This window comes from Robbsia betulipollinis, assembly GCF_026624755.1.
GTDB classification, from domain to species: Bacteria; Pseudomonadota; Gammaproteobacteria; order Burkholderiales; family Burkholderiaceae; genus Robbsia; species Robbsia betulipollinis.
On record NZ_JAPMXC010000003.1, the window covers coordinates 59,863 to 85,589 of the forward strand.

The following is a 25,727-nucleotide window of genomic DNA, read 5'->3' on the forward strand; positions in this document are numbered from 1 at the left end:
TCGGAACCCGGGGCGGACCGGAGTCAGGCCGCGGGCCGGAACAGGCGGGCCAGTTCGACGCCGGGATCCGGCGCGCGCATGAAGGCTTCGCCGACCAGGAAACCCGGCACGCCGGCGTCGCGCAGGCGGCGGACGTCGTCCGCGTTGGCGATCCCGGATTCGGTGATCACCATCTTGTCCGCCGGCAGTTCGCCCAGCAACGACAATGTGTTGTCGAGCGATGTCTCGAAAGTCCGCAGATCGCGGTTGTTGATGCCCAGCAGGGGCGTGCGCAGCGACAGCGCCGCATCGAGTTCGGCACGGCCGTGGATTTCGACCAGCACGGCCAGATCGAGCGATGCGGCCAAAGCCTCAAGGTCGCGCATTTCGTCGGGCGACAGGATCGCCGCGATCAGCAGGATGCAGTCGGCGCCCATCGCGCGGGCTTCATAGACCTGGTACGGGTCGACGATGAAATCCTTGCGCAGTACCGGCAGCGCGCAGGCCGCCCGCGCCGCCTGCAGATACGCGACACTGCCCTGAAAGAAGGACACGTCGGTCAGCACCGACAGGCAGGCCGCGCCGTGATGCGCATAGGTCGCCGCAATTTCCGCCGGTACGAACCGTTCGCGGATCACGCCCTTCGACGGGCTGGCTTTCTTGATCTCGGCAATGATCGCCGGCAGGCCGTCGGTCTGCTTGCGGCGCAACGCGGCCACGAAGTCGCGTGCGCCGTCGGGCGTGCGACGCTCCGCCTCCAGGCGCAGCGCCTCGAACGGCAGGGTGCGTAGCGACGCCGCGATTTCCTCGCGCTTCACCGCGACGATCTTTTCCAGGATGTTCGACATCAGGCGTTCTCTTTGAGGGCTTGGGTAAAGCGGACGAGGGCCGCGACTTTCGCGCGCGCGGCGCCGCTCGAAATCGCCTGGCGCGCGAGTTCGATCCCGTCGCCGATCGACGCGGCGACGTCCGCGGCATACAGCGCCGCGCCGGCGTTGAGCGCGACGATGTCGCGTGCCGCGCCGGGCGTGTCGTCGAGCGCGGCGAGCAGCATCGCGCGCGACGCCTCCGGGCTGTCGACGCGAATCGAACGGTTCGACATCATGGGCAGGCCGAAATCGTCCGGATGAATCTCGTATTCGCGGATTTCGCCGTCGCGCAGTTCGCCCACCAGCGTGGCCGCGCCCAGCGAAATCTCGTCCATCCCGTCCTGGCTATGCACCACCAGCACATGCTTGGCGCCCAGACGCTGCATGACCCTTACCTGGATACCGACCAGATCGGGATGAAACACGCCCATTAGCTGGTTCGGCGCGCCGGCCGGGTTGGTCAGGGGGCCCAGGATGTTGAACAGCGTGCGCACGCCCAGTTCGCGGCGCACCGCCGCAATGTTCTTCATTGCCGGATGATGGTTCGGCGCGAACATGAAACCCATCCCGGTCTCCGCGATGGACGCCGCCACCTGCCCGGGCGACAGCATCAGGTTCACGCCCAGGGACTCCAGCACGTCGGCGCTGCCCGAGGTGCTCGAAACGCTGCGGTTGCCGTGTTTCGCGACTTTCGCGCCGGCCGCCGCCGCGACGAACATCGCCGCGGTCGAGATATTGAAAGTGTGCGCGCCGTCGCCGCCGGTGCCGACGATATCGACGAAATGCGTGTTGTCCGCGACGTCGACATGCCGCGCGAATTCCCGCATGACGGTCGCCGCGGCGGTGATTTCGCCGATCGTCTCCTTCTTGACCCGCAGGCCCGTCAGGATCGCGGCGGCCATCGTCGGCGCCAGTTCGCCGCGCATGATCAGGCGCATCAGATGCACCATCTCCTCGTGAAAGAGTTCACGGTGTTCGATCGTGCGCTGCAGCGCGTCTTGGGGACGAATGGTCATGCGGGTTCCTGGCGCTTCGATGGGGGTGAAGAGGGGGCGATCTCAGCGCTGCACGAAATTGCGCAGCATCGCGTGGCCGTGTTCGCTGAGGATCGACTCCGGGTGGAACTGCACGCCTTCGACGGGCAGGGTCCGGTGCCGCACGCCCATGATTTCGCCGTCGTCGGTTTGCGCGCTGATTTCGAGACAATCGGGCAGGGTGTCGCGCTCGATCGCCAGCGAATGGTAGCGCGTGACCGCGAAGCGCTTGGGCAGGGTGGTGAACACGCCCTGCTGGTCGGTTTCGATTTCGCTGACCTTGCCGTGCATCACGGTTTTCGCGCGGATCACCCGCCCGCCGAATGCCTCGCCGATTGCCTGATGGCCCAGGCACACGCCCAGGATGGGCAGCTTGCCCGCGAATTCGCGCAGCACGTCGAGCGTGACGCCGGCGTGTTGCGGATCGCTCGGGCCGGGCGACAGGCAGATCTGCGTCGGCGCCAGTTCGGCGATTTCCGCGGTCGTGATCTCGTCGTTGCGCACGGTGCGGACGTCGCAGCCGAGTTCACCGAAATACTGGACGAGATTATAGGTAAAGGAGTCGTAGTTATCGATCATCAGCAGCATCGTAGCCTCTCAATTCAGGAATGCAGGTTTTCGGCGTTCGCCGGCGCCGGGCCGGGTGTCCCCCGGGCGGCGCCCGCCGGCAGGACGGCAACGCGAAAATGGGCAGGAACGGCAGGGTGCGCAGAACCGGTAAAGTCGCCGCCGGAACCGTCGGCGAGACGATCGGGGTGCGACCGGGAAATGACGGAAACCGCGGTCAAAAGTCCCCGTCGAGTCCGTCCTGTACCCGCTCGGCGGCGCGCAGCACCGCGCGCGCCTTGTTTTCGGTTTCCTGCCATTCGGCTTCGGGCACCGAGTCCGCCACGATGCCCGCGGCGGCCTGCACGTACAGATTGCCGCTCTTGATGATGCCGGTGCGGATGGCGATCGCCAGATCCATGTCGCCAGTAAAGGACAGGTAACCGACGGCACCGCCGTACAGACCGCGCTTGACCGGTTCGAGTTCGTCGATCATCTCCATCGCACGGACCTTCGGTGCGCCGCTCAGCGTGCCGGCCGGGAAGGTCGCGCGCAGGATGTCGAGATTCGACAGGCCCGACTTGAGCGTGCCTTCGACGGCGCTCACGATATGCTGGACGTGCGAGTATTTCTCGATCTGCATCTTGTCGACCACGTGCACCGTGCCGGTCTTGGCGATGCGGCCCACATCGTTGCGCGCCAGATCGATCAGCATCACGTGCTCGGCGATTTCCTTCGGGTCGGCGAGCAGTTCGGTAGCCAGCGCGGCGTCGGTTTCGGGCGTCGCGCCGCGCGGGCGGGTGCCGGCGAGCGGGCGGATCGTCACGATGCGCTCGTCGCCGCGCGGTTCCTGCCGCACCAGGATCTCCGGGGACGAACCGACCACGTGGAAGTCGCCGAAATTGTAGAAATACATGTACGGCGACGGGTTGACCGAGCGCAGCGCGCGATACAGCGACAATGGCGAATCGCGAAACGGCTTCACGAGCCGTTGCCCTACCTGGACCTGCATCAGCTCGCCCGCCTCGATCTCTTCCTTCGCGCGGCGCACCGCGATCAGGTAGTCGTCGCGGGCGAATTCGCGATAGGTCTCCGTGCGCACCGACGACGACGTCACCGGCGTCTGCACCGGCTGGTGCAGGCGGTCGCGCAGTTCGCGCAGCCGCTGCCGGGCGCGGGAATAGGCCTCGGGCGCGGCCGGGTCGGCATGCACGATCAGATAGAGCTTGCCGGCCAGGTTGTCGATGACCGCCACTTCCTCGGTCAGCAGCAACTGGATGTCGGGCATGTCGAGCGGATCGGACACCGGTGCGGTATGGGCGAGCTTCTTCTCGATGAAGCGCACCGCGTCATAACCGAAATACCCCGCCAGGCCACCGGAGAACCGCGGCAACCCGGCGCGGGGCGCCACCCGGTAGCGCGCCTGGAACTCGGCGATGAAATCGAGCGGATTGGCGTGCGACGTTTCCACCACCTCGCCGTCCCGGACGACTTCGGTGCGGATGCCGTCCGCGTCCCGACGCGTGCGCACCAGGGTGCGGGCGGGCAGCCCGATGAAGGAGTAGCGACCGAAACGCTCGCCGCCCACCACGGATTCCAACAGGAACGAATTCGTGCCGTTGCGCTCGCGCTGGGCGAGCTTCAGATAGAGCGAAAGCGGCGTCTCCAGATCGGCGAGCGCTTCCGCGATCAGGGGGATGCGATTGTAGCCAGCCTTGGCCAGCGATTGGAATTCGAGTTCGGTCATGTCTCTCTCTTGCAGCCCGGGTCGTTCTCGCGTCTCCCTATTGGTAGGAGAGGACGCGAAGCGGTGTCGGGCGGGCGTCGTTCGTCCCGCGCGTTGCCTGGATCGCCGCCGCCGCGAAAGAATACGGCATCGGCCATCCGGAAACAACGAAGCAGGCAGTCTGGACAATCGCTGGATTATCTACCAGCGACGGTCCGACGAGCGGGGAACGGACAACAAAAAACGGATACCGGAACGGGGATGCTCCGGCGGCCTCGGGGCAAAATCACCAAGACCAGCGACGCCAGGGCCAGGCCCCCCGGTCGATGTCGCCATGACGCTGTTTTTTGTTGAGAAACATGAGTTCGATGGAAATTGAGCTAATTGGAAGCCGAGGCGGTTCGAATCGTGCGATTCATGTCGATTCGGCCGGGGCACGTCCGTGACCCAGCAGACGCGCCGCATCGAGCAGCGTACCTACTATAGCATCGGTTTCCAGCCCTTGCACGGGCTTGCCGTGGTTATAACCATACGGCACCGTCAGGCTGGCGAGGCCGGCGGCGCGCGCCGCGGCGACGTCGTTTTCGGAATCGCCGATGGCGACCGCGGTCTGCGGTGTCGCGCCCAGTGCCGCGCAGGCCGTGCGCATCGGCAGCGGGTCCGGCTTCTTGCGCGGCAGGCTGTCACCGCCATAGATCGCATCGAAGTACCGGGCGAGATCGTGATGTTCGAGCAGTGCGCGGGCGAAGCGTTCCGGCTTGTTTGTGACGCAGGCCAGTTTCAGCCCGAGTCCGCGCAGCGCGGCCAGCCCCTCGACCACCTCCGGATAGAGGTGGGCATGATGGCCATTGATCTTGCCGTATTCGTGCTGATAATCAGCGCAGGCCCGCTCGAACGCGGCGTCGGCGGCGGCGGGGGAGAGGCGCGCGCGCAGCACGTCGTGGATCAGGCGTTCCGATCCCTTGCCGATATAGGCGATGACTTCCGCACGACTGATCGGCTTCAGGCTCAGACCGCTCAGCACGCCATTGAGCGCGGCGGTGAAATCGTCGGCGGTGTCGAGCATCGTGCCGTCTAGGTCGACGATCGCCGCGCGCAGGCCGGGCGGCAGCGCGCGCGGCGTGAAGGGCGGCGGCGTCTCGGAGGGTGCCGCGCCGACAGACGGCGCGGCCGACGCGGCGGCGCCTGCGGTGGGGATGTCGGATGGTGGCACGGGATCGGTCATGATGTAGACAAGGCGGTTACGGGTGAGGACGCGGTTCAGGGCGCGGCGCTGGCGGCGGCTTCGGCCGTCTGCGTCGTCAGCGCGGCACGCATGTCCTCGATCACCGCCGCATAGTCCGGCTTGCCGAAGATCGCCGATCCGGCGACGAAGGTGTCCGCGCCGGCCGCGGCGATCGCGCCGATGTTCTCGACCTTGACGCCGCCGTCGACCTCGAGCCGGATGCGGCGGCCGGTGCGAGCGGTGTAGGCGTCGATGCGCGCGCGGGCCTCACGCACCTTGTTGAGCGCCTCGGGGATGAAGGACTGGCCGCCGAAACCGGGATTGACCGACATGATCAGCACGAGATCGATGCGGTCCATCACATGGTCCAGATAACTCAGCGATGTCGCAGGATTGAAGACCAGACCCGCGTGACAACCCTGGTCGCGGATCAGGCCCAGCGTGCGGTCGATATGCTCGGACGCTTCCGGATGGAAGCTGATCACGTTCGCGCCGGCCTTGGCGAACGCCGGCACCAGGCTGTCGACCGGCTTCACCATCAGGTGAACGTCGATGGGCGCCTGGGTGTGCGGACGCAGCGCCTCGCAGATCATCGGCCCCATTGTCAGGTTCGGCACATAATGGTTGTCCATCACGTCGAAATGGATCCAGTCGGCGCCCGCGGCGACGACAGTGCGGACCTCCTCGCCCAGTTTGGCGAAGTCGGCGGACAGGATGCTGGGGGCGATCACATATGGGTTCATGGCGTCTGCTGGATCATCGTGGGGCGGGGACGCGCGTGCGCAGCAGCGCATCGCGGGCTTGCGCAAAGCATTATTTTACCGGCATGCTGGCGAACCGTACACGCGTCGCGCGCATGCGGCCGGTGTTGCGGGCGTTCGGTGCTTCAAGCAGAATCAGCACGGTTTTTTCCTTTTCATGCCTGTCGGCCGGCGTCCTCGCCCCTCCCTGGCAGCGGGCAACCTTCGGGTCGCATCGCAGCGTACGCCGAATGGCGCCGCTGCGTCGCCCCCCGCTCTATTTTCTTGAGAGACGTCCCAGTATGAGCCAGTACAACATGACGGTCACCGTCGCGCCGCGCTTCCTGCCGGAGCAATCGGATCCCGAGCGCCGGAAGTACGCATTCGCCTACACCATCACGATTCGCAATGCGGGGGCAGTCGGCACGCAATTGATTTCGCGGCACTGGGTGATCACCGACAGCGAAGGCGACGTACAGGAGGTCAAAGGCCTCGGGGTCGTCGGCAATCAGCCGCTGCTTGCGCCTGGCGAGCAGTTCGAATACACGAGTTGGGCGATGATTCCCACGCCGGTCGGCACGATGAGCGGCGAGTTCTTCTGCGTCGCCGAGGATGGCGAGCGCTTCGAAGCGCCCGTCGCCGCATTTTCCCTGACGATGCCGCGTACGCTGCATTGACGTTAGGCCGGCGCTGGCCACCCTCCCGCTGCGTGCGCTGACGCGGCGGAACCCGCGCGGCGCTACGGGACGCCGCGCGATCGATCCTACCCACCGGCCCGTACTGCATGCACACGGGCCCGCGACCAGGTTGTGCGATTTTGATGTCCTTTTCGAAGATTGTCTGGACGGTGTTGACCGCCGTTTTGCTGGCGTCCTGCGCCGGCCCCCGTTCGGAGCGTGCGCTCACGGGAACCACAGCCGGCGGTCCGAGCACGACGCCGAACGTCGCGCAGATCGTTGCAACGGAGCGCCTGACCCCGGCCGCGTGGTCGGCGGTGAGCGGCTGGGGCGACGACGAATTGATCGGCGCGATGTCCGCACTGCGGCAGAGTTGCAGCCGCCTGGGTGCGCAGGCCGACTGGCGCCGGCCGTGTGCGCTGGCCGCCCAGATCGACGAACTCGACGGCAATGCCACGCGCAATTTCTTCGAGACCAACTTCATTCCGTACCAACTGGCGAACCGCGACGGCACGGTCCAGGGTCTGGTGACCGGATACTACGAGCCGTTGCTGCACGGGTCGCGGACCCGCGAGGCGCCGTATCTCTATCCCCTGTATCGCTGGCCCGGCGGCGGTCACCGCACCGCCGCCCTCGGCAGCCGTGCCGAACTGGAACGCTCCGGCACGCTCAACGGGCTCGAGCTGGTGTATGTCGACGATCCGATCGAAGCGTTCTTTTTGCAGGTGCAGGGGTCCGGACGGATCGTCCTGCGGGATGGATCGGTGATGCGCGTCGGGTTTGCCGGCACGAACAACCAACCCTATAAATCGATCGGCCGCTGGCTGCTCGACGCGCGCGAGCTCACGCCGGCGCAAGCGACGATGCAGGGCATCAAATCGTGGGCGCGGGCCAATCCGCAGCGTGTCGCCGGGCTGCTGGACGTCAATCCGCGCTTCGTTTTCTTTAAGGAGATGGCCCCGAACGGAGAAGGTGCCGGCACCGATGGGCCGATCGGGGCGCTGGGCGTGCCGCTGACGCCGGAGCGCTCGATCGCGGTCGATCCCACCGCGATCCCGCTCGGCCTGCCTGTTTTCCTGGCGACGACACGCCCGTTGAGCGGCGCGTCGATGAACCGGCTGGTCTTCGCGCAGGACACGGGTTCGGCGATCAAGGGGGGCGTGCGGGCCGACTTTTTCTGGGGGCTGGGCGACGAAGCGGGCGATCTGGCCGGCAAGATGAAGCAATCCGGCCGGATGTGGCTGATTCTACCGCGTTCCTGAGCGCGGACAGGAGGCCTGGCCCCGTCAGGCGCGGGGCGCTTCGTCCCTGGCGAACAGCCCGGCGAGGATGCAGTTACGATCGCCCGGGCGTTCCCCGATCAGTTCGCGTACCCCGGCATGCAGCAGATTCTGTGCGGTATTGAGGATGTCGCTGCGGTTGCCACTGCATACCGCTGAAATGATCGCGCTGGGCCGCATGCCCAGCTTCTTGGCCAGATAAGGACATTCCGCGTCCAGCTTGACCGCATAGTGAGCGGCTTTTTCAGCGAACACCGCCTGATTGACGCGTCCCTGCGTGATGCGGCTGACGAAGTGATTCACCTCGCTGGATAACGCCATGACCTTCGCGGCGACGGTGTGGAAGGCGAATTGCAACGCCGTGGTGATTGCCGATGGAATCTGCATGATGGGGTTCCTGGTGGAAGATGTGCTTCGAGCCGAGGGTGGGGGGCAGGGCGCTTGCCGTTTTCGGGCGTGCTGAAAACGGCAAGCCCCTCAAGCCGTCTCGACAAAATGCGCCGGGGAATTTTCCGGCAATGCGGCCAGGTGGAGTTGCGGCAGATATTCGCGCCAGCGCACTGCCTGGTTGACGAATGCTTCCACGCCTGCGAGCGCTTCCTGGTCCGTCAATCTGGACAGATCGATCGTCTGGAAAAACAGCACATGGTTTGACTGCGGTTCCAGCCCGAAGACACCGTTGTGGGTGGCAAGACCGAACAGGTGAAGTTGCAGGAGGCGGGTGAGCAACGCTTCTCCGCCGATATCCGGGGTCGTTCCGATCACCGCATGGAGATATAGCAGCGTTTTCTCGCCGTCACGATCGCCGGCATCCAGCGTCACGTCGAGCGTGCCGTCGAACTGGATCGTGCAGCTGCCGCTTTTCACCGCGGCGGCGAGGTCGAGACGGGTCTCCAGTTGCAGACCGGTCAACAGCGATTGGTAGTTCATGAAATGGGCATCCAGCAAGGGTCCGCAGGGGCCGCCGTACCGAGCGCATCGGGCGAGGCGGGGACGAACCATCCAGCGCGGACGTCGCGTCGCGCGAAGGATGGCCCTGGCGGGTAGTAACCCGACGCACCGCGCGGGTTCCTCGCCGACATCGCGTCGTTTTCACCTTTTTTCGAAAACCGCTTGCACGGATGGCGGAACGGATCTAATATTCGCCTCCCCGCTGCAGAAACAGGCCAGCGAGTGCCGCGAAAGCGGCGCGGCGCAGGCGGTGAAAGCAAGGCGGGACGGGGGTTTGGCAACGGTGAAGCAGGTGTTTGACGCTTGACCGGCAGGACGCCGAACCCGCCGGGTCGAACAGGATGTTGCAGCGAAAGCCGAAACAAAATGCTTGACGAAATTGCAGAAGCGGTACATAATCTCGCTTCTCTGCTGCACGGTACTTAACCGGCAGCAAGCAGTAGGCAGGTGACGAAGTCCCTGGCGCTGCATTGCTCTTTAAAAATTTACAGCCGATAAGTGTGGGCGCTTGATGGCGACGCACCCGCCGCTCCTCGGAGTGGCGGGAATGCGAAAGTATCAAGAANTGCCGATCGAAGACGTGTTCTCGATCTCGGGTCGCGGCACGGTGGTGACGGGTCGCGTCGAGCGCGGCATCATCAAGGTCGGTGAGGAAGTCGAGATCGTGGGCATCAAGCCGACGGTGAAGACGATCGTCACGGGCGTGGAAATGTTCCGCAAGCTGCTGGACCAGGGTCAGGCAGGCGACAACGTCGGCGTGCTGGTGCGCGGTACGAAGCGCGAAGACGTGGAGCGTGGCCAGGTGCTGTCGAAGCCGGGTTCGATCAAGCCACACACGGATTTCACGGCCGAAGTGTACGTGCTGAGCAAGGATGAGGGAGGCCGTCACACGCCGTTCTTCAACAACTACCGTCCGCAGTTCTACTTCCGCACGACGGACGTGACGGGTTCGATCGCTTTGCCGGAAGGCAAGGAAATGGTCATGCCGGGCGACAACGTGTCGATCTCGGTGAAGCTGATCAACCCGATCGCGATGGAAGAAGGTCTGCGCTTCGCGATCCGCGAAGGTGGCCGTACGGTCGGCGCCGGCGTGGTCGCGAAGATCGTCGCCTAAGTAGTTGGTGAAGCAGGGCCCGGGTGCCTGCCCGGGCCCTGCTCGCAGGTTTGACGTAGTGCCAGTTACGGGGTGGGCTGTCATGGCCTGCCCTTGTATGGTTTTAGGGGTATAGCTCAACTGGCAGAGCGTCGGTCTCCAAAACCGAAGGTTGGGGGTTCGATTCCCTCTGCCCCTGCCAATTTGCGCGCCCGCCTCCTCTGGCGGGTGCTTCCAAGGTCTTATGGCGAATCCTCCCGTCGAAACTGTCAACACGTCGAGCGACAAGCTGATGCTGGCCGCAGGCGTGGCACTGGCGGTGATCGGTATCGTAGCGTTCTACTTGCTGAGTGGCCAGAATCTCGCTATCCGGACCGTCGTATTGTTGATCTGCATTATCGGTGGCGCCGCGATCGCGTCGTTCTCCTATGCGGGCAAGACCTTCGTCGGTTTTTCGAAGGACGCGTATCGCGAAGTGCGCAAGGTCGTATGGCCGACGCGCAAGGAAGCGAGCCAGACCACGCTGGTCGTGTTCGGCTTTGTTGTCGTGATGGCGATTTACCTTTGGCTTACCGACAAGACCATCGAATGGATGATTTTCTCGGTGATCCTGGGTTGGAGATAACATGAGCGATACACCGGCAACCACCGAGACCACCCCTTCCAGCAAGCGCTGGTATGTGGTTCATGTCTATTCGGGCATGGAAAAGAGTGTGCAGCGCGCGTTGACCGAACGTATCACGCGTGCAGAGATGACCACCGAATTCGGGCGCATCCTGGTGCCGACCGAGGAAGTCGTCGAAATCAAGAACGGCCAGAAGACGGTTACCGAACGTCGCTTTTTCCCGGGCTATGTGCTCGTGGAAATGGACATGAACGACGAGACCTGGCATCTGGTGAAGAATACCGCGAAGGTTACGGGTTTCATCGGCGGCCAGCGCAACCGGCCGAGTCCGATTTCGCAGCGCGAAGTCGACAAGATCATGTCGCAGATGCAGGAAGGCGTCGAGAAGCCGCGGCCGAAGACCCTGTTCGAAATCGGCGAGATGGTGCGTGTCAAGGATGGTCCGTTCACGGACTTCAACGGCACCGTCGAAGAAGTGAATTACGAGAAGTCGCGGGTGCGCGTGTCGGTCACGATTTTTGGCCGTGCCACCCCCGTCGAGCTGGAGTTCGGTCAAGTCGAGAAAACCTGAGGACGGGCGCGCCCCACGCGCGCCGGACCACAGGTCCCCGGCTGGACCATCGAGGAGCGCCGCGGCGCTGGGCAGGGTTCTCCGGATTTGATCCGGGGTGGCCGACCGACGCGAACGGTGCGTTATCACTCACGGGCGGTTTCGCCCTCATGAGGCAAGAAAATGGCAAAAAAGATTATCGGCTATATCAAGCTGCAGATTCCTGCAGGTAAAGCCAACCCGTCGCCGCCGGTCGGTCCGGCACTGGGCCAGCGCGGCCTGAACATCATGGAGTTCTGCAAGGCGTTCAACGCGCAGACCCAGGGTCTGGAGCCGGGCCTGCCGACGCCGGTGGTGATCACCGCGTTCGCGGACAAGAGCTTCACGTTCGTCCTGAAGACCGCGCCGGCGACCGTACTGATCAAGAAGGCAGCCGGCGTGACGAAGGGCTCGCCGAAGCCGCATACCGACAAGGTCGGCTCGATCACGCGCGCGCAGGCGGAAGAAATCGCGAAGACCAAGACGCCCGACCTGACCGCTGCCGATCTGGAAGCGGCAGTTCGAACGGTCGCGGGCAGCGCTCGCTCGATGGGCATCACGGTGGAGGGTCTGTAAATGGCTAAGGTATCCAAGCGTCTCCAGGCGGTTGCCGCCACGGTTGACCGCACGAAGACGTACGCATTGGTTGACGCGCTGAAGCTGGTCAAGCAAAACGCCACCGCGAAGTTCGACGAGTCGATCGACGTCGCCGTCCAGCTGGGCGTTGACGCGAAGAAGTCGGACCAGGTGGTGCGAGGTTCGGTGGTGCTGCCCGCAGGTACCGGCAAGTCGGTCCGCGTCGCGGTGTTCGCGCAGGGCGAGAAAGCCGAGCAGGCACGTGCCGCCGGTGCCGACATCGTCGGTATGGAAGATCTGGCAGAGCAGGTTAAGGCCGGTAACCTGAACTTCGACGTCGTGATCGCTTCGCCGGACACGATGCGCGTGGTCGGTACGCTCGGTCAGATCCTCGGCCCGCGCGGCCTGATGCCGAACCCGAAGGTGGGCACGGTGACGCCGGACGTCGTCACGGCAGTGAAGAACGCCAAGGCGGGTCAGGTCCAGTTCCGTGTCGACAAGGGCGGCATCATTCACGGTACGATCGGCCGCGCGTCGTTCGAGCCGACCGCGCTGCAGCAGAATCTGAACGCGCTGATCGAAGCGCTGCAGAAGCTAAAGCCGGCGACGAGCAAGGGCATCTACGTGCGTCGCATCGCGGTGTCCAGCACGATGGGCGCCGGCGTGCGCGTCGACCAGTCGACGCTGACCGCGCAGTAAAGACAATGACGGCGGGGAGCGGGGCGACCGAACAGGCGCGCCGTTCCCCGCCGTCAGGAAGAACTTTGGGGCGGATGTTCGGTCAAGCGGGTCGACAGGACATCCGGTCGTCAAAGACCGTTGGTGGAGCGGGCTTTCCGATCCTTAATTTGACCAACGCAGATGGCGCACCCGAGACGTTTTGCAGGATTGATTGCGGTTGTCGCGACTTATCGTGGCCCGTTTGAAATGCTCCTAACCGACGGACGCCGTTGTTGAAATGCGATGGACCCGCTACCCGCGGGACTGTCGAATCAGGAGTTTTAACCGTGCCACTCAATAGGGAAGATAAGCAGGCAGTGGTGGCTGAGATTTCCGCGCAGGTTGCGAAATCCCAGACCATCGTGCTCGCTGAATATCGCGGCATTGCGGTTGGCGATCTGACGAAGCTGCGTGCCGTCGCACGTGAAAAGAACGTCTACCTTCGCGTGTTGAAAAACACGCTGGCGCGCCGCGCCGTCGAAGGGACGTCGTTCGCTCCGTTGGCTGAGCAGATGACCGGTCCGCTGATCTACGGTTTGTCGGAAGACGCCGTGGCCGCAGCCAAGGTCGTCAACGACTTCGCGAAGAGCAACGACAAGTTGGTCATCCGCGCGGGTTCTTACGAAGGTCAGGTATTGGACAAGGCTGCCGTTCAGGCGCTGGCGTCCATCCCGAGCCGCGAAGAACTGCTCGGCTTGCTGCTTGGCGTCATGCAGGCACCGGTGTCGGGCTTTGCCCGTGCGCTGGCCGCTCTCGCCGCCCAGAAAGAAGAAGGAGCATCCGCACCGGAAGCCGCTGCCGAAGACGCAGCGGCCGAACCGGCCGCGGCTGAGCCGGCCGCGGCTGAAGCCTCGGAACAACCCGCCGCATCGGCTGAATAAGTCGTGCATGGCGTGGCCCCCGGCCCGCGTTGCCACACTGCCCGTGCGGTGTGGCGTCGGATGTAAAGCAATCAATTCATAAGGCAATTTCAATCATGGCAATCACCAAAGACGACATCCTGGAAGCCGTAGGCAACCTGACCGTTCTGGAACTGAACGACCTGATCAAGGCGTTCGAAGAGAAGTTTGGCGTGTCGGCAGCTGCAATGGCAGTAGCAGGCCCGGCAGGCGCCGCAGCGGTTGTCGAAGAGCAGACCGAATTCACGGTCATGCTGCTCGAAGCCGGCGCGAACAAGGTTGGCACCATCAAGGCCGTGCGTGAAATCACCGGTCTGGGCCTGAAGGAAGCGAAGGACCTGGTCGACGGCGCACCGAAGCCGGTGAAGGAATCGATCGCCAAGGCAGAAGCCGAGACGATCGCCAAGAAGCTGACGGATGCGGGCGCGAAGGTCGAAGTCAAGTAAGACACGACCCGTTGCGTGGAGGCTGGCGGGTTTCCCCCGTCAGCCTTTTTGCGTTTCGTCGCGGTATTCGGCGATAGAAAACAAAGAAAGGCTGTTGCGGTTATCCTATAGGGTGCAACAGCCTTTCTTTGTCTTCTGAAGCGACTGCAGAAGGCAAGTTTGGTCGGGCAGCGCGGGTCGGGAGGATTTCGGTCCTCCGCGGATCGCGCTGCCGTCAGCCATGGTTGGTAGCGGCCAACCACCAAGCTTTCTACGTCCGTTCCATCGTGGAGCGGATTTCGGGCCTCAGTCGGTGAACACCCGGGTTAGACGTCTGCCATGACAATCGCCCGCCGTGATCTGGAGATAGTATGCAATATTCCTTCACCGAGAAAAAGCGCATCCGCAAGAGTTTTGCGAAGCGCACCAACGTTCACCCGGTTCCCTATCTGCTGGCAACCCAGCTAGAGTCCTTCAGCGCCTTCCTGCAGCAGGAAACCGCTGCGCCCACCCGCAAGCCCGAGGGCTTGCAGGCGGCGTTCACCTCCGTTTTCCCGATCGTCTCGCATAACGGCTTCGCGCGTCTGGAATTCGTGCGCTACATGCTGTCGCCCCCGGCCTTCGACGTGACCGAATGCCAGCAGCGCGGCCTGACGTTCTGCTCGCAGTTGCGCGCGGTCGTGCAGCTGGTGATTCTGGACAAGGAATCGCCGAGCAAGCCGGTCGTCAAGGAAGTGAAGGAGCAGGAAGTCTACATGGGCGAAATGCCCCTGATGACGGAAAACGGCTCCTTCGTGATCAATGGCACGGAGCGGGTCATCGTTTCGCAGCTGCACCGTTCGCCGGGCGTGTTCTTCGAGCACGACAAGGGCAAGACGCACAGCTCGGGCAAGCTCCTGTTCTCGGCGCGGATCATTCCCTACCGTGGCTCCTGGCTCGACTTCGAATTCGATCCGAAGGATGTGCTGTACTTCCGCGTCGACCGCCGCCGCAAGATGCCGGTGACCATCCTGCTGAAGGCCATCGGCCTGACGCCGGAACAGATCCTCGCGAACTTCTTTGTCTTCGACAACTTCACGCTGATGCCGGAAGGCGCGCAGGTGGAGTTCGTCGCCGAGCGTCTGCGCGGCGAAGTGGCGCGCTTCGACATTTCCGATCGTGACGGCAACGTCGTCGTCGCGAAGGAAAAGCGCATCAACGCGAAGCACATCCGCGATCTCGAAAACGCGAAGACCAAGTTCATCTCGGTGCCGGAAGACTACCTCCTCGGCCGTGTGCTCGCGAAGAACGTGATCGACGCCGAGACCGGCGAAGTGATCGCAACCGCGAACGAGGAACTGACCGAAGGCGTGCTCGAAAAGCTGCGCGCCGGTTCGGTCAAGGACATCCAGACGATCTACACGAACGATCTGGATCAGGGTCCGTACATCTCGCAGACCCTGCGCATCGACGAAACCACGGACAAGACCGCGGCCCGCATCGCGATCTACCGGATGATGCGTCCGGGCGAGCCGCCGACCGAAGAGGCTGTCGAGGCGCTGTTCAATCGCCTGTTCTACAGCGAGGATGCGTACGACCTGTCGAAGGTCGGCCGCATGAAGTTCAACCGCCGCGTGGGCCGTGACGAAATCGTCGGCCCGATGACGCTGCAGGATGACGACATCCTCGCGACCATCAAGATCCTGGTGGAACTGCGCAACGGCAAGGGCGAGGTCGACGACATCGATCACCTCGGCAACCGTCGCGTGCGCTGCGTCGGCGAACTCGCCGAGAACCAGTTCCGTGCCGGTCTGGTGCGGGTCGAGCGCGCGGTCAAGGAGCGTCTGGGTCAGGCCGAAAGCGAAAACCTGATGCCGCACGACCTGATCAACAGCAAGCCGATCTCATCGGCGATCCGCGAGTTCTTCGGTTCGTCGCAGCTGTCGCAGTTCATGGACCAGACCAATCCGCTGTCGGAAATCACCCACAAGCGCCGCGTCTCGGCACTGGGTCCGGGCGGTTTGACGCGTGAACGCGCGGGCTTCGAGGTGCGCGACGTGCACCCGACGCACTACGGGCGCGTGTGCCCGATCGAAACGCCGGAAGGTCCGAACATCGGCCTGATCAACTCGCTGGCGTTGTTCGCGCATCTGAACGAGTACGGCTTCCTCGAGACCCCGTACCGCAAGGTCGAGAGCGGCAAGGTCACCGAGCAGATCGATTATCTGTCGGCGATCGAGGAAGGCCGTTATCTGATCGCCCAGGCGAACGCCTCGGTGTCAGCGGACGGCACGCTGACCGACGAACTGGTGTCGGCGCGGGAAATGGGTGAAACGCTGATGGCCACGCCGGACCGCGTCCAGTACATGGACGTCGCGCCGTCGCAGATCGTCTCGGTCGCCGCCTCGCTGATTCCGTTCCTCGAACACGATGACGCGAACCGCGCATTGATGGGTTCGAACATGCAGCGTCAGGCCGTGCCCTGCTTGCGTCCTGAAAAGGCGCTGGTCGGTACCGGTATCGAGCGTACCGTGGCGGTCGACTCGGGCACCACCGTGCAGGCGACGCGTGGCGGTCACGTCGACTATGTCGACGCGGGCCGGATCGTGATCCGGGTGAACGACGACGAAGCGGTCGCCGGTGAAGTCGGTGTCGACATCTACAACCTGATCAAGTACACGCGTTCGAACCAGAACACGAACATCAACCAGCGTCCGATCGTCAAGGTCGGCGACCGGGTCGCCCGCGGCGACGTGATCGCCGACGGTGCGTCCACGGACATCGGCGAACTGGCCCTCGGCCAGAACATGCTGGTCGCGTTCATGCCGTGGAACGGCTACAACTTCGAGGATTCGATCCTGATCTCGGAGAAGGTCGTGGCGGACGACCGCTACACCTCGATCCACATCGAGGAGTTGAACGTCGTCGCGCGCGACACGAAGCTCGGACCGGAAGAAATCACCCGCGACATCTCGAACCTGGCGGAAATCCAGCTGGGTCGTCTGGACGAGTCGGGCATCGTCTACATCGGCGCGGAAGTGGAAGCGGGCGACGTGATGGTGGGCAAGGTCACGCCGAAGGGCGAGACCCAGCTGACGCCGGAAGAGAAGCTGCTGCGCGCGATCTTCGGCGAGAAGGCCTCGGACGTGAAGGACACGTCGCTGCGCGTGCCCTCGGGCATGAGCGGCACCGTGATCGACGTCCAGGTCTTCACCCGCGAAGGCATCCAGCGCGACAAGCGCGCCCAGCAGATCATCGACGACGAGCTGAAGCGCTATCGTCTGGACCTGAACGACCAGTTGCGCATCGTCGAGGGCGACGCGTTCCAGCGCCTCGAACGCATGCTGATCGGCAAGGTCGCCAATGGCGGCCCGAAGAAGCTGGCGAAGGGCGCCGCCCTGACGCAGGAGTACCTGGCCGATCTGGATCACTACCACTGGTTCGACATCCGTCTGGCGGAAGACGAGTCGGCGGTGCAGCTCGAAGCGATCAAGGAATCGATCGAACAGAAGCGTCACCAGTTCGACCTCGCCTTCGAAGAGAAGCGCAAGAAGCTCACGCAGGGCGACGAATTGCCGCCGGGCGTGCTGAAGATGGTCAAGGTGTATCTGGCGGTCAAGCGCCGCCTGCAGCCGGGCGACAAGATGGCCGGCCGTCACGGCAACAAGGGTGTCGTGTCGCGGATCGTGCCGATCGAGGACATGCCCTACATGGCCGACGGCACGCCGTGCGACATCGTGCTCAATCCGCTCGGCGTGCCGTCGCGGATGAACGTGGGTCAGATCCTCGAAGTCCACCTCGGCTGGGCGGCGAAGGGCCTGGGTCACCGGATCAACGAAATGGTGCGCGCGCAGGCCAAGGCGGCCGAATTGCGCACGTTCCTGACGAAGATCTACAACGAGCACGGCCACAAGGAAGACCTCGACGGCTTCAACGACGAAGAGATCTTCGAACTCGCCGAGAACCTGAAGCTGGGCGTGCCGTACGCGACGCCGGTGTTCGACGGCGCGAACGAAGAGGAAATCGTCCGCGCGCTGGATCTGGCCTACCCGGACGCGCTCGCCAAGACGCTGGGCATGACGCCGTCGAAGCAGCAGGTCACGCTGTACGACGGCCGCACGGGCGAGTCGTTCGAGCGGACCGTGACGGTCGGCTACATGCACATGCTGAAGCTGCATCACCTGGTCGACGACAAGATGCACGCGCGTTCGACCGGACCGTACTCGCTGGTCACGCAGCAGCCGCTGGGTGGCAAGGCGCAGTTCGGTGGTCAGCGCTTCGGGGAAATGGAAGTCTGGGCGCTCGAAGCGTACGGCGCATCGTACGTGCTGCAGGAAATGTTGACCGTGAAGTCGGATGACGTCGCGGGTCGTACCAAGGTCTATGAGAACCTCGTCAAGGGCGACCATGTGATCGATGCCGGCATGCCAGAGTCGTTCAACGTGCTGGTGAAGGAAATCCGCTCGTTGGGTATCGACATCGATCTGGACCGGAACTAATCGGACTACGGAGAGAAGCAATGAAAGCTCTGCTCGATCTATTCAAGCAAGTCCAGCAAGAAGAAGTATTCGACGCGATCAAGATTGGTCTCGCGTCGCCCGAGAAGATCCGGTCCTGGTCGTTCGGCGAAGTGAAGAAGCCGGAAACGATCAACTACCGTACCTTCAAGCCGGAGCGCGACGGTCTGTTCTGCGCGAAGATCTTCGGGCCGATCAAGGACTACGAGTGCCTGTGCGGCAAGTACAAGCGCCTGAAGCACCGTGGCGTGATCTGCGAGAAGTGCGGCGTCGAAGTGACGCTGGCGAAGGTGCGCCGCGAGCGCATGGGCCATATCGAACTGGCCTCGCCGGTCGCGCACATCTGGTTTTTGAAGTCGCTGCCGTCGCGTCTGGGCATGGTCCTGGACATGACGCTGCGCGACATCGAACGCGTGCTGTACTTCGAAGCCTTCGTGGTCATCGAACCGGGCATGACGCCGCTCAAGCGCGGCCAGATCATGACCGAGGAAGACTATTACACGAAGGTCGAGGAGTTCGGCGACGAGTTCCGTGCCGAGATGGGCGCGGAAGGCGTGCGTGAACTGCTGCGCTCGATCGATATCGACGCGCAGGCCGAAGTGCTGCGCGCGGAACTCAAGGCGACTGGTTCGGAAGCCAAGATCAAGAAGTTCGCGCGCCGCCTGAAGGTCCTCGAAGCATTCCAGCGCTCGGGCATCAAGCCCGAGTGGATGGTGCTCGAGGTGCTGCCGGTGCTGCCGCCGGAACTGCGTCCGCTGGTGCCGCTAGACGGCGGTCGTTTCGCCACGTCGGACCTGAACGACCTGTACCGTCGCGTGATCAACCGGAACAACCGTCTGAAGCGTCTGCTCGAGCTGAAGGCACCGGAAATCATCGTCCGCAACGAAAAGCGGATGCTGCAGGAAGCCGTCGACTCGCTGCTCGACAACGGCCGCCGCGGCAAGGCGATGCAGGGCCCGAACAAGCGCGTGCTGAAGTCCCTGACCGAAAGCATCAAGGGTAAGGGCGGCCGTTTCCGGCAGAACCTGCTGGGTAAGCGCGTCGACTATTCCGGCCGTTCGGTGATCGTCGTCGGCCCGACCCTGAAGCTGCACCAGTGCGGCCTGCCGAAGCTGATGGCGCTCGAGCTGTTCAAGCCCTTCATCTTCAACAAGCTCGAACTGATGGGCGTCGCGACCACGATCAAGGCCGCGAAGAAGGAAGTCGAAAGCCAGACGCCGGTGGTGTGGGACATCCTCGAAGAGGTGATCCGCGAACACCCGGTGATGCTGAACCGCGCGCCGACGCTGCACCGTCTGGGCATCCAGGCGTTCGAGCCGGTGCTGATCGAAGGCAAGGCGATCCAGCTGCATCCGCTGGTGTGCGCCGCGTTCAACGCCGACTTCGACGGCGACCAGATGGCCGTGCACGTGCCGCTGTCGCTCGAAGCGCAGATGGAAGCGCGCACGCTGATGCTGGCGTCGAACAACATCCTGTTCCCGGCCAACGGCGATCCGTCGATCGTGCCGTCGCAGGATATCGTGCTGGGTCTGTACTACGCGACCCGCGAACGCGTGAACGGCAAGGGCGAAGGGATGACCTTCACCGGCGTGTCGGAAGCGATTCGCGCGTACGAGAACAAGGAAGTGGAGCTGGCATCGCGCGTCAACGTGCGCATCACCGAAATGGTGGCGAACGAGGACGTGAGCGAGGGTGCGCCGAAGTTCGTGCCGAAGATCACGCTGTATCCGACGACCGTGGGCCGTTCGATCCTGTCGGAGATCCTGCCGCCAGGGCTGCCGTTCTCGGTCCTGAACCGGCCGTTGAAGAAGAAGGAAATCTCGCGCCTGATCAACACGGCCTTCCGCCGTTGCGGTCTGCGCGAGACGGTGATCTTCGCCGACCAGTTGATGCAGTCGGGCTTCCGCCTGGCGACGCGTGCCGGTATCTCGATCTGCGTCGACGACATGCTCGTGCCGCCGCAGAAGGAAACGATCGTCGGCGACGCGCGCAAGAAGGTCAAGGAATACGACCGTCAGTACATGTCGGGTCTGGTGACGCAGCAGGAGCGCTATAACAACGTGGTCGACATCTGGTCGGCGACGTCGGAAGCGGTCGGCAAGGCGATGATGGAACAGCTCGCCACCGAATCGGTCGTCGATCGCGACGGCAAGACGGTGCAGCAGGAATCGTTCAACTCGATCTACATGATGGCCGACTCCGGCGCCCGGGGTTCGGCGGTGCAGATCCGTCAGTTGGCGGGCATGCGCGGCCTGATGGCCAAGCCGGACGGCTCGATCATCGAAACGCCGATCGAGGCGAACTTCCGCGAAGGCCTGGACGTGCTGCAGTACTTCATCTCGACCCACGGCGCGCGTAAGGGCCTGGCCGATACGGCGCTGAAGACCGCGAACTCGGGTTATCTGACCCGTCGTCTGGTCGACGTGACGCAGGATCTGGTGGTGGTCGAGGACGACTGCGGTACCAGCAACGGCGTGGCGATGAAGGCGCTGGTCGAGGGCGGCGAAGTGGTCGAGGCGTTGCGTGACCGGATTCTCGGCCGCGTGACCGTGGCCGACGTCGTCGATCCGGAATCGCAGGAAACGCTGTACGAGACCGGTGCGCTGCTCGACGAGGACATGGTCGAGGAAATCGAGCGTCTGGGCATCGACGAAGTGCGCGTGCGCACGCCGTTGACCTGCGAGACCCGTTACGGTCTGTGCGCGAAGTGCTATGGCCGCGATCTGGGCCGTGGCTACCGCGTGAACGTCGGCGAGGCGGTCGGCGTGATCGCCGCACAGTCGATCGGCGAGCCGGGCACGCAGCTGACGATGCGGACCTTCCACATCGGCGGCGCGGCATCGCGTGCGGCGGTGGCATCGACGGTCGAGGCGAAGTCGAACGGTACCGTGCGCTTCACCGCGACGATGCGTTACGTCACCAACGGCAAGGGCGAGCAGATCGTCATCTCGCGTTCCGGCGAAGCGATGATCACCGACGACCTCGGTCGTGAGCGTGAACGTCACAAGGTGCCGTACGGCGCGACGCTGTTGCAGCTCGACGGCGCCGTGATCAAGGCCGGCACCCAGCTCGCGCAGTGGGATCCGATGACGCGCCCGATCATCACCGAGCATGGCGGTACGGTGAAGTTCGAGAACGTCGAGGAAGGCGTGACGGTGGCCAGACAGATCGACGACGTGACGGGCCTGTCCACGCTGGTGGCCATCGACTCGAAGCGTCGCGGTTCGCAGGCGACGAAGACGGTGCGTCCGCAGGTCAAGCTGCTGGATGCGAGCGGCGAGGAAGTGAAGATCCCGAACACCGATCACTCGGTGACGATCGGCTTCCAGGTGGGCGCGCTGATCACCGTGAAGGACGGTCAGCAGGTGCACGTGGGCGAAGTGCTGGCGCGTATCCCGACCGAAGCGCAGAAGACGCGTGACATCACCGGGGGTCTGCCCCGCGTGGCGGAACTGTTCGAAGCGCGTTCGCCGAAGGATGCCGGCATCCTCGCCGAGGTCACCGGCACGGTGTCGTTCGGCAAGGACACCAAGGGCAAGCAGCGTCTGGTGATCACCGACCTCGACGGCAACCCGCACGAGTTCCTGATCGCGAAGGAAAAGCAGGTGCTGGTGCATGACGGCCAGGTGCTGAACAAGGGTGAGATGGTCGTCGACGGCCCGGCCGATCCGCACGACATCCTGCGTCTGCAGGGTATCGAGGCGCTGGCGCGCTACATCGTCGACGAAGTGCAGGACGTGTACCGTCTGCAGGGCGTGAAGATCAATGACAAGCACATTGAAGTGATCGTTCGTCAGATGCTGCGCCGCGTGCAGATCACCGATGCCGGCGACACCCGTTTCATCCCGGGCGAGCAGGTCGAGCGTTCGGACCTGTACGACGAGAATGACCGCATGGTGGCGGACGACAAGCGCCCGGCCGTCTGGGACAACGTGTTGCTGGGTATCACGAAGGCGTCGCTGTCGACGGATTCGTTCATCTCGGCGGCATCGTTCCAGGAAACGACGCGCGTGTTGACCGAAGCGGCGATCATGGGCAAGCGCGACGATCTGCGCGGCCTGAAGGAAAACGTGATCGTGGGTCGTCTGATTCCGGCGGGTACGGGTCTGGCGTTCCACAAGGCGCGCAAGGCCAAGGAAGCGGCCGATCGCGAGCGTCACGACCAGATCGCGGCGGAAGACAACTTTGACTTCTCGATTCCGGAAACGGACGTGGTGCCGAGCGGGTCCCAGGTCGAGTAAGCATAGGTCGAGTAAGCAGATGGCATAAGCATCATCGAAACGCAGCCGGCGGCAACCGCCGGCTGGTCGAAAAAAACCGCCGGCAAGGTGACTTGCTGGCGGTTTTTTTTTGGAAGGGCGCATTGGCGCACCGCCTGTTTCGCGCGCAGGCGCGGCGCCTGTCCCGGGAACCCCTCCCAGCACGGCGTTACACACGAACGCGACCCGCTGTGGCTCGCGCCGTGACCGTGCGTGCCGCCATCTTTTCGCGACGCGCGCGCCGCCCGTGCTGTTGCCGCCCTACGCGGCCGATCCTGGATGCCCGACGATGAACCGTAATCCGACTCTCGCAGTGATCATCGATCCCCCCTTGCTGCTCGATGCACTGATGGCCGTTTTCCAGCAGCATTTTCCGAACGTGACGCTGCTGGGCAGCAGCACCGGCGCCGAGGCGCTACGACTGGTCACGGTGCCCGGGCAACCGGTCGACATCGCGGTGATCTCCGATGCGTTGCCCGACATTCCCGGCGATCTGTTGGCGAAGCGGCTGTGCTGGTACGCCCCCCATCTGCGGATCGTGATGGCCGATGCGACGCTGGCGCGCCGGCCGGGCGCCGCGCATGCCGGCGGCGCGGCGCGCGTCGCGCCCAGCGGGGTCGAGCCTGCGGCGGGACGCTCGGGAAGCCGTATCGCGAGCCTCGTCGCGGCCATCCGCCGCCTTCGCCCCGATCTGGCCGCGGTGCCGGGCGTCGCGACCGGACCGACGACGGCCGCCGCGGTCGCGCCGGTGGCCCCGTTGCCAGGGGATACGGCATCCGCCGTGCTTTCCGACGCGGTGGTGAGTGCTGCGGCTGGCGCGCCGGACGGGGAATCGACTGGCGCTTCGGTGGGTACGATCGCCGGTACGGCGGCGCCGCGCGGAGGCGTCCTGCCCGCACGCGGTCCATTCGGTCCGCAGCGTCTCACGCCGCGCCAGATGGAGGTGCTCGGACTGCTGGCGCAGGGCTGGCGCAACAGCACGATCGCGGAACATCTGCATACCAGCGAAAAGACCGTGAAAGCGCACGTCTCCGCCGTGTTTCAGGTCCTGGATGTCAGCAATCGCACCCAGGCGACGCTGGTCGCGCAACGCAGCGGCCTCGTGCCCGCCTGAGGACGAACGACGCCGCGTCCACCGCCCGCCGGGCACGCGGCACGGAACGATCGCTCGCGCGAGGGTACTCATCTCGTGCTCGGTGCTTGGTGCTTGGTGCTTGGTGCTTGGGCGTCGCGAGCGCGTCGAGGCGTTCGAATCGCGGGCGCGCCAGGACCGGGACAAACCGATTTCCCCATGGCGCGACGCCATGGGACGCATCCATTTCATGGGAGTAGCGACGATGCCGCAATATATGTCGAACGACAAATTCCGCTTGGCGTTGCCGTGGCATAAACGGGCCTCATTGGCTTTGTTCGGACACGGCAATGGGCGAGAACTGGCCAAAGGAGGCGCCACGGAAAGCAGTCGCATCGCGGCGGGCGAGGTGGCGACCTATCTGAAATACCGGAAGGATCAGGCGGCGAGAGTGGATCCCCGTGTGTATTCCAGCACCAGCATGTCCCATTTCAACTCGGTGATTCAGACCGTGAACATCGACGCTGCCGCCCTTGCCCGCTTTGCTCCCATGAAAGGTGACTTATGGCTTGTCATTGCCGGCATCGCCGGAACGGACGCCTCCCGGATGCGAGGTGAGTCGCGGGAAATCAATATCTTCGTCGTGTGCGATGACTCGGAGCACAGGAAGCTGAAGAAGGTGGAGATCGTCACGCGAACCCAGCCCGGCGGCTCCTCAAGCAAGGATACGGGCCTGTGGCTGAGCACCGTCTACGCCAACGGCGCTGTCGATCAACCGGCGGGGCGCGCGCGCTCCGGTGCGCGGTACGGCCGGTAAGGGTCCCTGCTTGGGAGGCGCGCGCACGCACCGTGGTCGGACGGGCGACGCCGGTCGTGTTCCCCGGCCGACTGCGATAGTATGGGTGCTGGAGAATATGCTCAGGAATACGAGCGGAAACGAAATCATGCGCAATCCTTCCTATTTCAACACCCCCACCGAACCCCAGGTACTGCTCGTATCGATCTGGGCCACCTTCGGCATGGCGGCGCTCGGCATCGTCCTGGGGTTGGCGGTCGGTTCGCAGGCCATCATCTTCGACGGCGTGTTCGCGGTCATCGACGCGTCGATGACGGTGCTGTCGCTGTTCGTCGCGCGGCTGCTGGCGCGCGAGGGCAGCCGCCGTTTTCAATATGGCTACTGGCACCTGGAACCGCTGGTCGCCGCCTTCAACGGTTCGATCCTGCTGGTGCTGTGCGTGTACGCGATCGTCAACGGCATCCGTGGACTGTTGACGGGCGGGGGTGGCGAGGTCTCGCTCGACGGCGCCGCCATTTACTCGGTGCTGGTCTGCGCGGTGTGCGTGGCGCTGTACCTGTATCAGCGCCACGCGAACCGGCGGCTCGATTCGGCGCTGATCCGCATCGACATGCAGAGTTTCATGATGTCGGGGTGCATCACCATCGCACTGTTCTTTGGCTTCGCGCTGGCGGCGCTCGTCGAACAGTGGGGCTGGCCGCAGTTGCGGCCCTATGCCGATTCACTCGTCCTGCTGCTGCTGGCGCTGGGTCTGTTGCCGATGCCGGTGCGCATCGTGGCGGGTGCGATGCGCGATGTGTTCCTGATCGCTCCCGAGGCGCTGCATCGGCACGTGCGACAGGTCGTGTCGGCAGTGGTCGAACGGTACGGCCTGGTGGGTTTCAAGAGCTATGTCGCGAAAAGCGGCCGGATGCATCTGGTCGAGATCCATATCCTGGTGCCGCCGGATTTTCTGGCCGGGATCGCGCGCTATGACGCCATCCGGCAGGAGATCGCCGACGAACTCGGCCCGGCGATCCGGCTCGATCAGTGGCTGTCGATTTCCTTTACCGCCAAGCCGAGCTGGACGTAATGTCGTCGTGCATGCGTGCATGCGTGCATGCCGTCGTGCTTGCTGCCGTGCCACCGCCGCCGGGCTGTCGCTGTCGTG

The 25,727-nt window shown here is 64.0% G+C and carries 21 protein-coding genes, 1 tRNA gene and 1 pseudogene; 15 read left to right on the plus strand and 8 right to left on the minus strand.

Annotated elements, in window-relative coordinates:
• Window positions 1-23: 23 nt before the first annotated feature.
• The 6 genes from trpC to rpe all read right to left on the minus strand — a co-directional run bounded on the left by trpC (window position 24) and on the right by rpe (window position 6,122).
• Window positions 24-827, minus strand: a complete 804-nt coding sequence (gene trpC / locus OVY01_RS13615) for an indole-3-glycerol phosphate synthase TrpC (protein WP_267848147.1) — start codon at window positions 825-827, stop codon at window positions 24-26.
• On the minus strand, window positions 827-1,864 hold the full coding sequence (trpD, locus tag OVY01_RS13620) for an anthranilate phosphoribosyltransferase (protein WP_267848148.1): 1,038 nt from the start codon (window positions 1,862-1,864) through the stop codon (window positions 827-829). The genes trpC and trpD overlap by 1 nt, the downstream gene beginning before the upstream one ends.
• Before the next feature lie 42 nt (window positions 1,865-1,906).
• Window positions 1,907-2,470 carry an anthranilate synthase component II gene (locus OVY01_RS13625; protein ID WP_267848149.1) on the minus strand — a complete coding sequence of 188 codons (564 nt, stop codon included), beginning with the start codon at window positions 2,468-2,470 and terminating at the stop codon, window positions 1,907-1,909.
• Window positions 2,471-2,666: 196 nt separating this feature from the next.
• Window positions 2,667-4,175, minus strand: a complete 1,509-nt coding sequence (gene trpE / locus OVY01_RS13630) for an anthranilate synthase component I (protein WP_267848150.1) — start codon at window positions 4,173-4,175, stop codon at window positions 2,667-2,669.
• A gap of 394 nt (window positions 4,176-4,569) precedes the next feature.
• Complete coding sequence (locus OVY01_RS13635; RefSeq protein ID WP_267848151.1) at window positions 4,570-5,379, minus strand: phosphoglycolate phosphatase; 810 nt, start codon at window positions 5,377-5,379, stop codon at window positions 4,570-4,572.
• A 35-nt stretch (window positions 5,380-5,414) separates the two neighbouring features.
• On the minus strand, window positions 5,415-6,122 hold the full coding sequence (rpe, locus tag OVY01_RS13640; protein WP_267848152.1) for a ribulose-phosphate 3-epimerase: 708 nt from the start codon (window positions 6,120-6,122) through the stop codon (window positions 5,415-5,417).
• A 299-nt stretch (window positions 6,123-6,421) separates the two neighbouring features.
• Between rpe and apaG the strand changes: the two genes are divergently transcribed.
• A complete protein-coding gene (apaG, locus tag OVY01_RS13645; protein ID WP_267848153.1) occupies window positions 6,422-6,796 on the plus strand; it encodes a Co2+/Mg2+ efflux protein ApaG in 375 nt (124 codons plus the stop codon).
• 143 nt (window positions 6,797-6,939) lie between these two features.
• Window positions 6,940-8,058, plus strand: a complete 1,119-nt coding sequence (mltA, locus tag OVY01_RS13650) for a murein transglycosylase A (RefSeq protein ID WP_267848154.1) — start codon at window positions 6,940-6,942, stop codon at window positions 8,056-8,058.
• A gap of 24 nt (window positions 8,059-8,082) precedes the next feature.
• Here the strand turns inward: mltA and OVY01_RS13655 are convergent, their stop codons facing one another.
• Together OVY01_RS13655 and OVY01_RS13660 are read right to left on the minus strand one after the other, a co-directional pair.
• The gene (locus OVY01_RS13655; RefSeq protein ID WP_267848155.1) at window positions 8,083-8,463 is read right to left on the minus strand and encodes a hypothetical protein; all 381 of its coding nucleotides are present in this window, start codon (window positions 8,461-8,463) and stop codon (window positions 8,083-8,085) included.
• 90 nt (window positions 8,464-8,553) lie between these two features.
• A complete protein-coding gene (locus OVY01_RS13660; protein ID WP_267848156.1) occupies window positions 8,554-9,006 on the minus strand; it encodes a type III secretion system chaperone in 453 nt (150 codons plus the stop codon).
• A gap of 589 nt (window positions 9,007-9,595) precedes the next feature.
• On the opposite strand from OVY01_RS13660, the pseudogene OVY01_RS13665 reads away from it, so the two are divergent.
• From OVY01_RS13665 to OVY01_RS13725, 13 genes and pseudogenes are all read left to right on the plus strand, one after another.
• Window positions 9,596-10,141 (plus strand): annotated as a pseudogene (locus OVY01_RS13665) (EF-Tu C-terminal domain-related protein); the annotation flags it as partial.
• Window positions 10,142-10,246: 105 nt separating this feature from the next.
• Window positions 10,247-10,322 (plus strand) — tRNA-Trp (locus OVY01_RS13670).
• Window positions 10,323-10,364: 42 nt separating this feature from the next.
• On the plus strand, window positions 10,365-10,745 hold the full coding sequence (gene secE, locus OVY01_RS13675; protein ID WP_267848157.1) for a preprotein translocase subunit SecE: 381 nt from the start codon (window positions 10,365-10,367) through the stop codon (window positions 10,743-10,745).
• Between the two features lies 1 nt (window position 10,746).
• Window positions 10,747-11,316: a transcription termination/antitermination protein NusG gene (gene nusG, locus OVY01_RS13680; protein ID WP_267848158.1), complete on the plus strand. Its 570-nt coding sequence runs from the start codon at window positions 10,747-10,749 to the stop codon at window positions 11,314-11,316.
• 162 nt (window positions 11,317-11,478) lie between these two features.
• Window positions 11,479-11,910 carry a 50S ribosomal protein L11 gene (gene rplK / locus OVY01_RS13685; protein ID WP_267848159.1) on the plus strand — a complete coding sequence of 144 codons (432 nt, stop codon included), beginning with the start codon at window positions 11,479-11,481 and terminating at the stop codon, window positions 11,908-11,910.
• Window positions 11,911-12,609, plus strand: a complete 699-nt coding sequence (gene rplA, locus OVY01_RS13690) for a 50S ribosomal protein L1 (protein WP_267848160.1) — start codon at window positions 11,911-11,913, stop codon at window positions 12,607-12,609. It abuts the gene before it with no gap.
• 308 nt (window positions 12,610-12,917) lie between these two features.
• Window positions 12,918-13,511 carry a 50S ribosomal protein L10 gene (gene rplJ / locus OVY01_RS13695; protein ID WP_267848161.1) on the plus strand — a complete coding sequence of 198 codons (594 nt, stop codon included), beginning with the start codon at window positions 12,918-12,920 and terminating at the stop codon, window positions 13,509-13,511.
• A gap of 95 nt (window positions 13,512-13,606) precedes the next feature.
• Window positions 13,607-13,975, plus strand: coding sequence for a 50S ribosomal protein L7/L12 (rplL, locus tag OVY01_RS13700; protein WP_267848162.1), 369 nt, complete (start codon window positions 13,607-13,609; stop codon window positions 13,973-13,975).
• A gap of 350 nt (window positions 13,976-14,325) precedes the next feature.
• Window positions 14,326-18,432, plus strand: a complete 4,107-nt coding sequence (rpoB, locus tag OVY01_RS13705) for a DNA-directed RNA polymerase subunit beta (protein ID WP_267848163.1) — start codon at window positions 14,326-14,328, stop codon at window positions 18,430-18,432.
• 20 nt (window positions 18,433-18,452) lie between these two features.
• The gene (gene rpoC / locus OVY01_RS13710; protein ID WP_267848164.1) at window positions 18,453-22,691 is read left to right on the plus strand and encodes a DNA-directed RNA polymerase subunit beta'; all 4,239 of its coding nucleotides are present in this window, start codon (window positions 18,453-18,455) and stop codon (window positions 22,689-22,691) included.
• A gap of 307 nt (window positions 22,692-22,998) precedes the next feature.
• Window positions 22,999-23,823, plus strand: coding sequence for a helix-turn-helix transcriptional regulator (locus tag OVY01_RS13715; protein WP_267848165.1), 825 nt, complete (start codon window positions 22,999-23,001; stop codon window positions 23,821-23,823).
• A 223-nt stretch (window positions 23,824-24,046) separates the two neighbouring features.
• A complete protein-coding gene (locus tag OVY01_RS13720; protein WP_267848166.1) occupies window positions 24,047-24,598 on the plus strand; it encodes a hypothetical protein in 552 nt (183 codons plus the stop codon).
• Between the two features lie 127 nt (window positions 24,599-24,725).
• Entirely contained in the window at window positions 24,726-25,649 is a 924-nt protein-coding gene (locus tag OVY01_RS13725) for a cation diffusion facilitator family transporter (RefSeq protein WP_267848167.1), read from the plus strand.
• The last annotated feature ends 78 nt before the right edge of the window (window positions 25,650-25,727 follow it).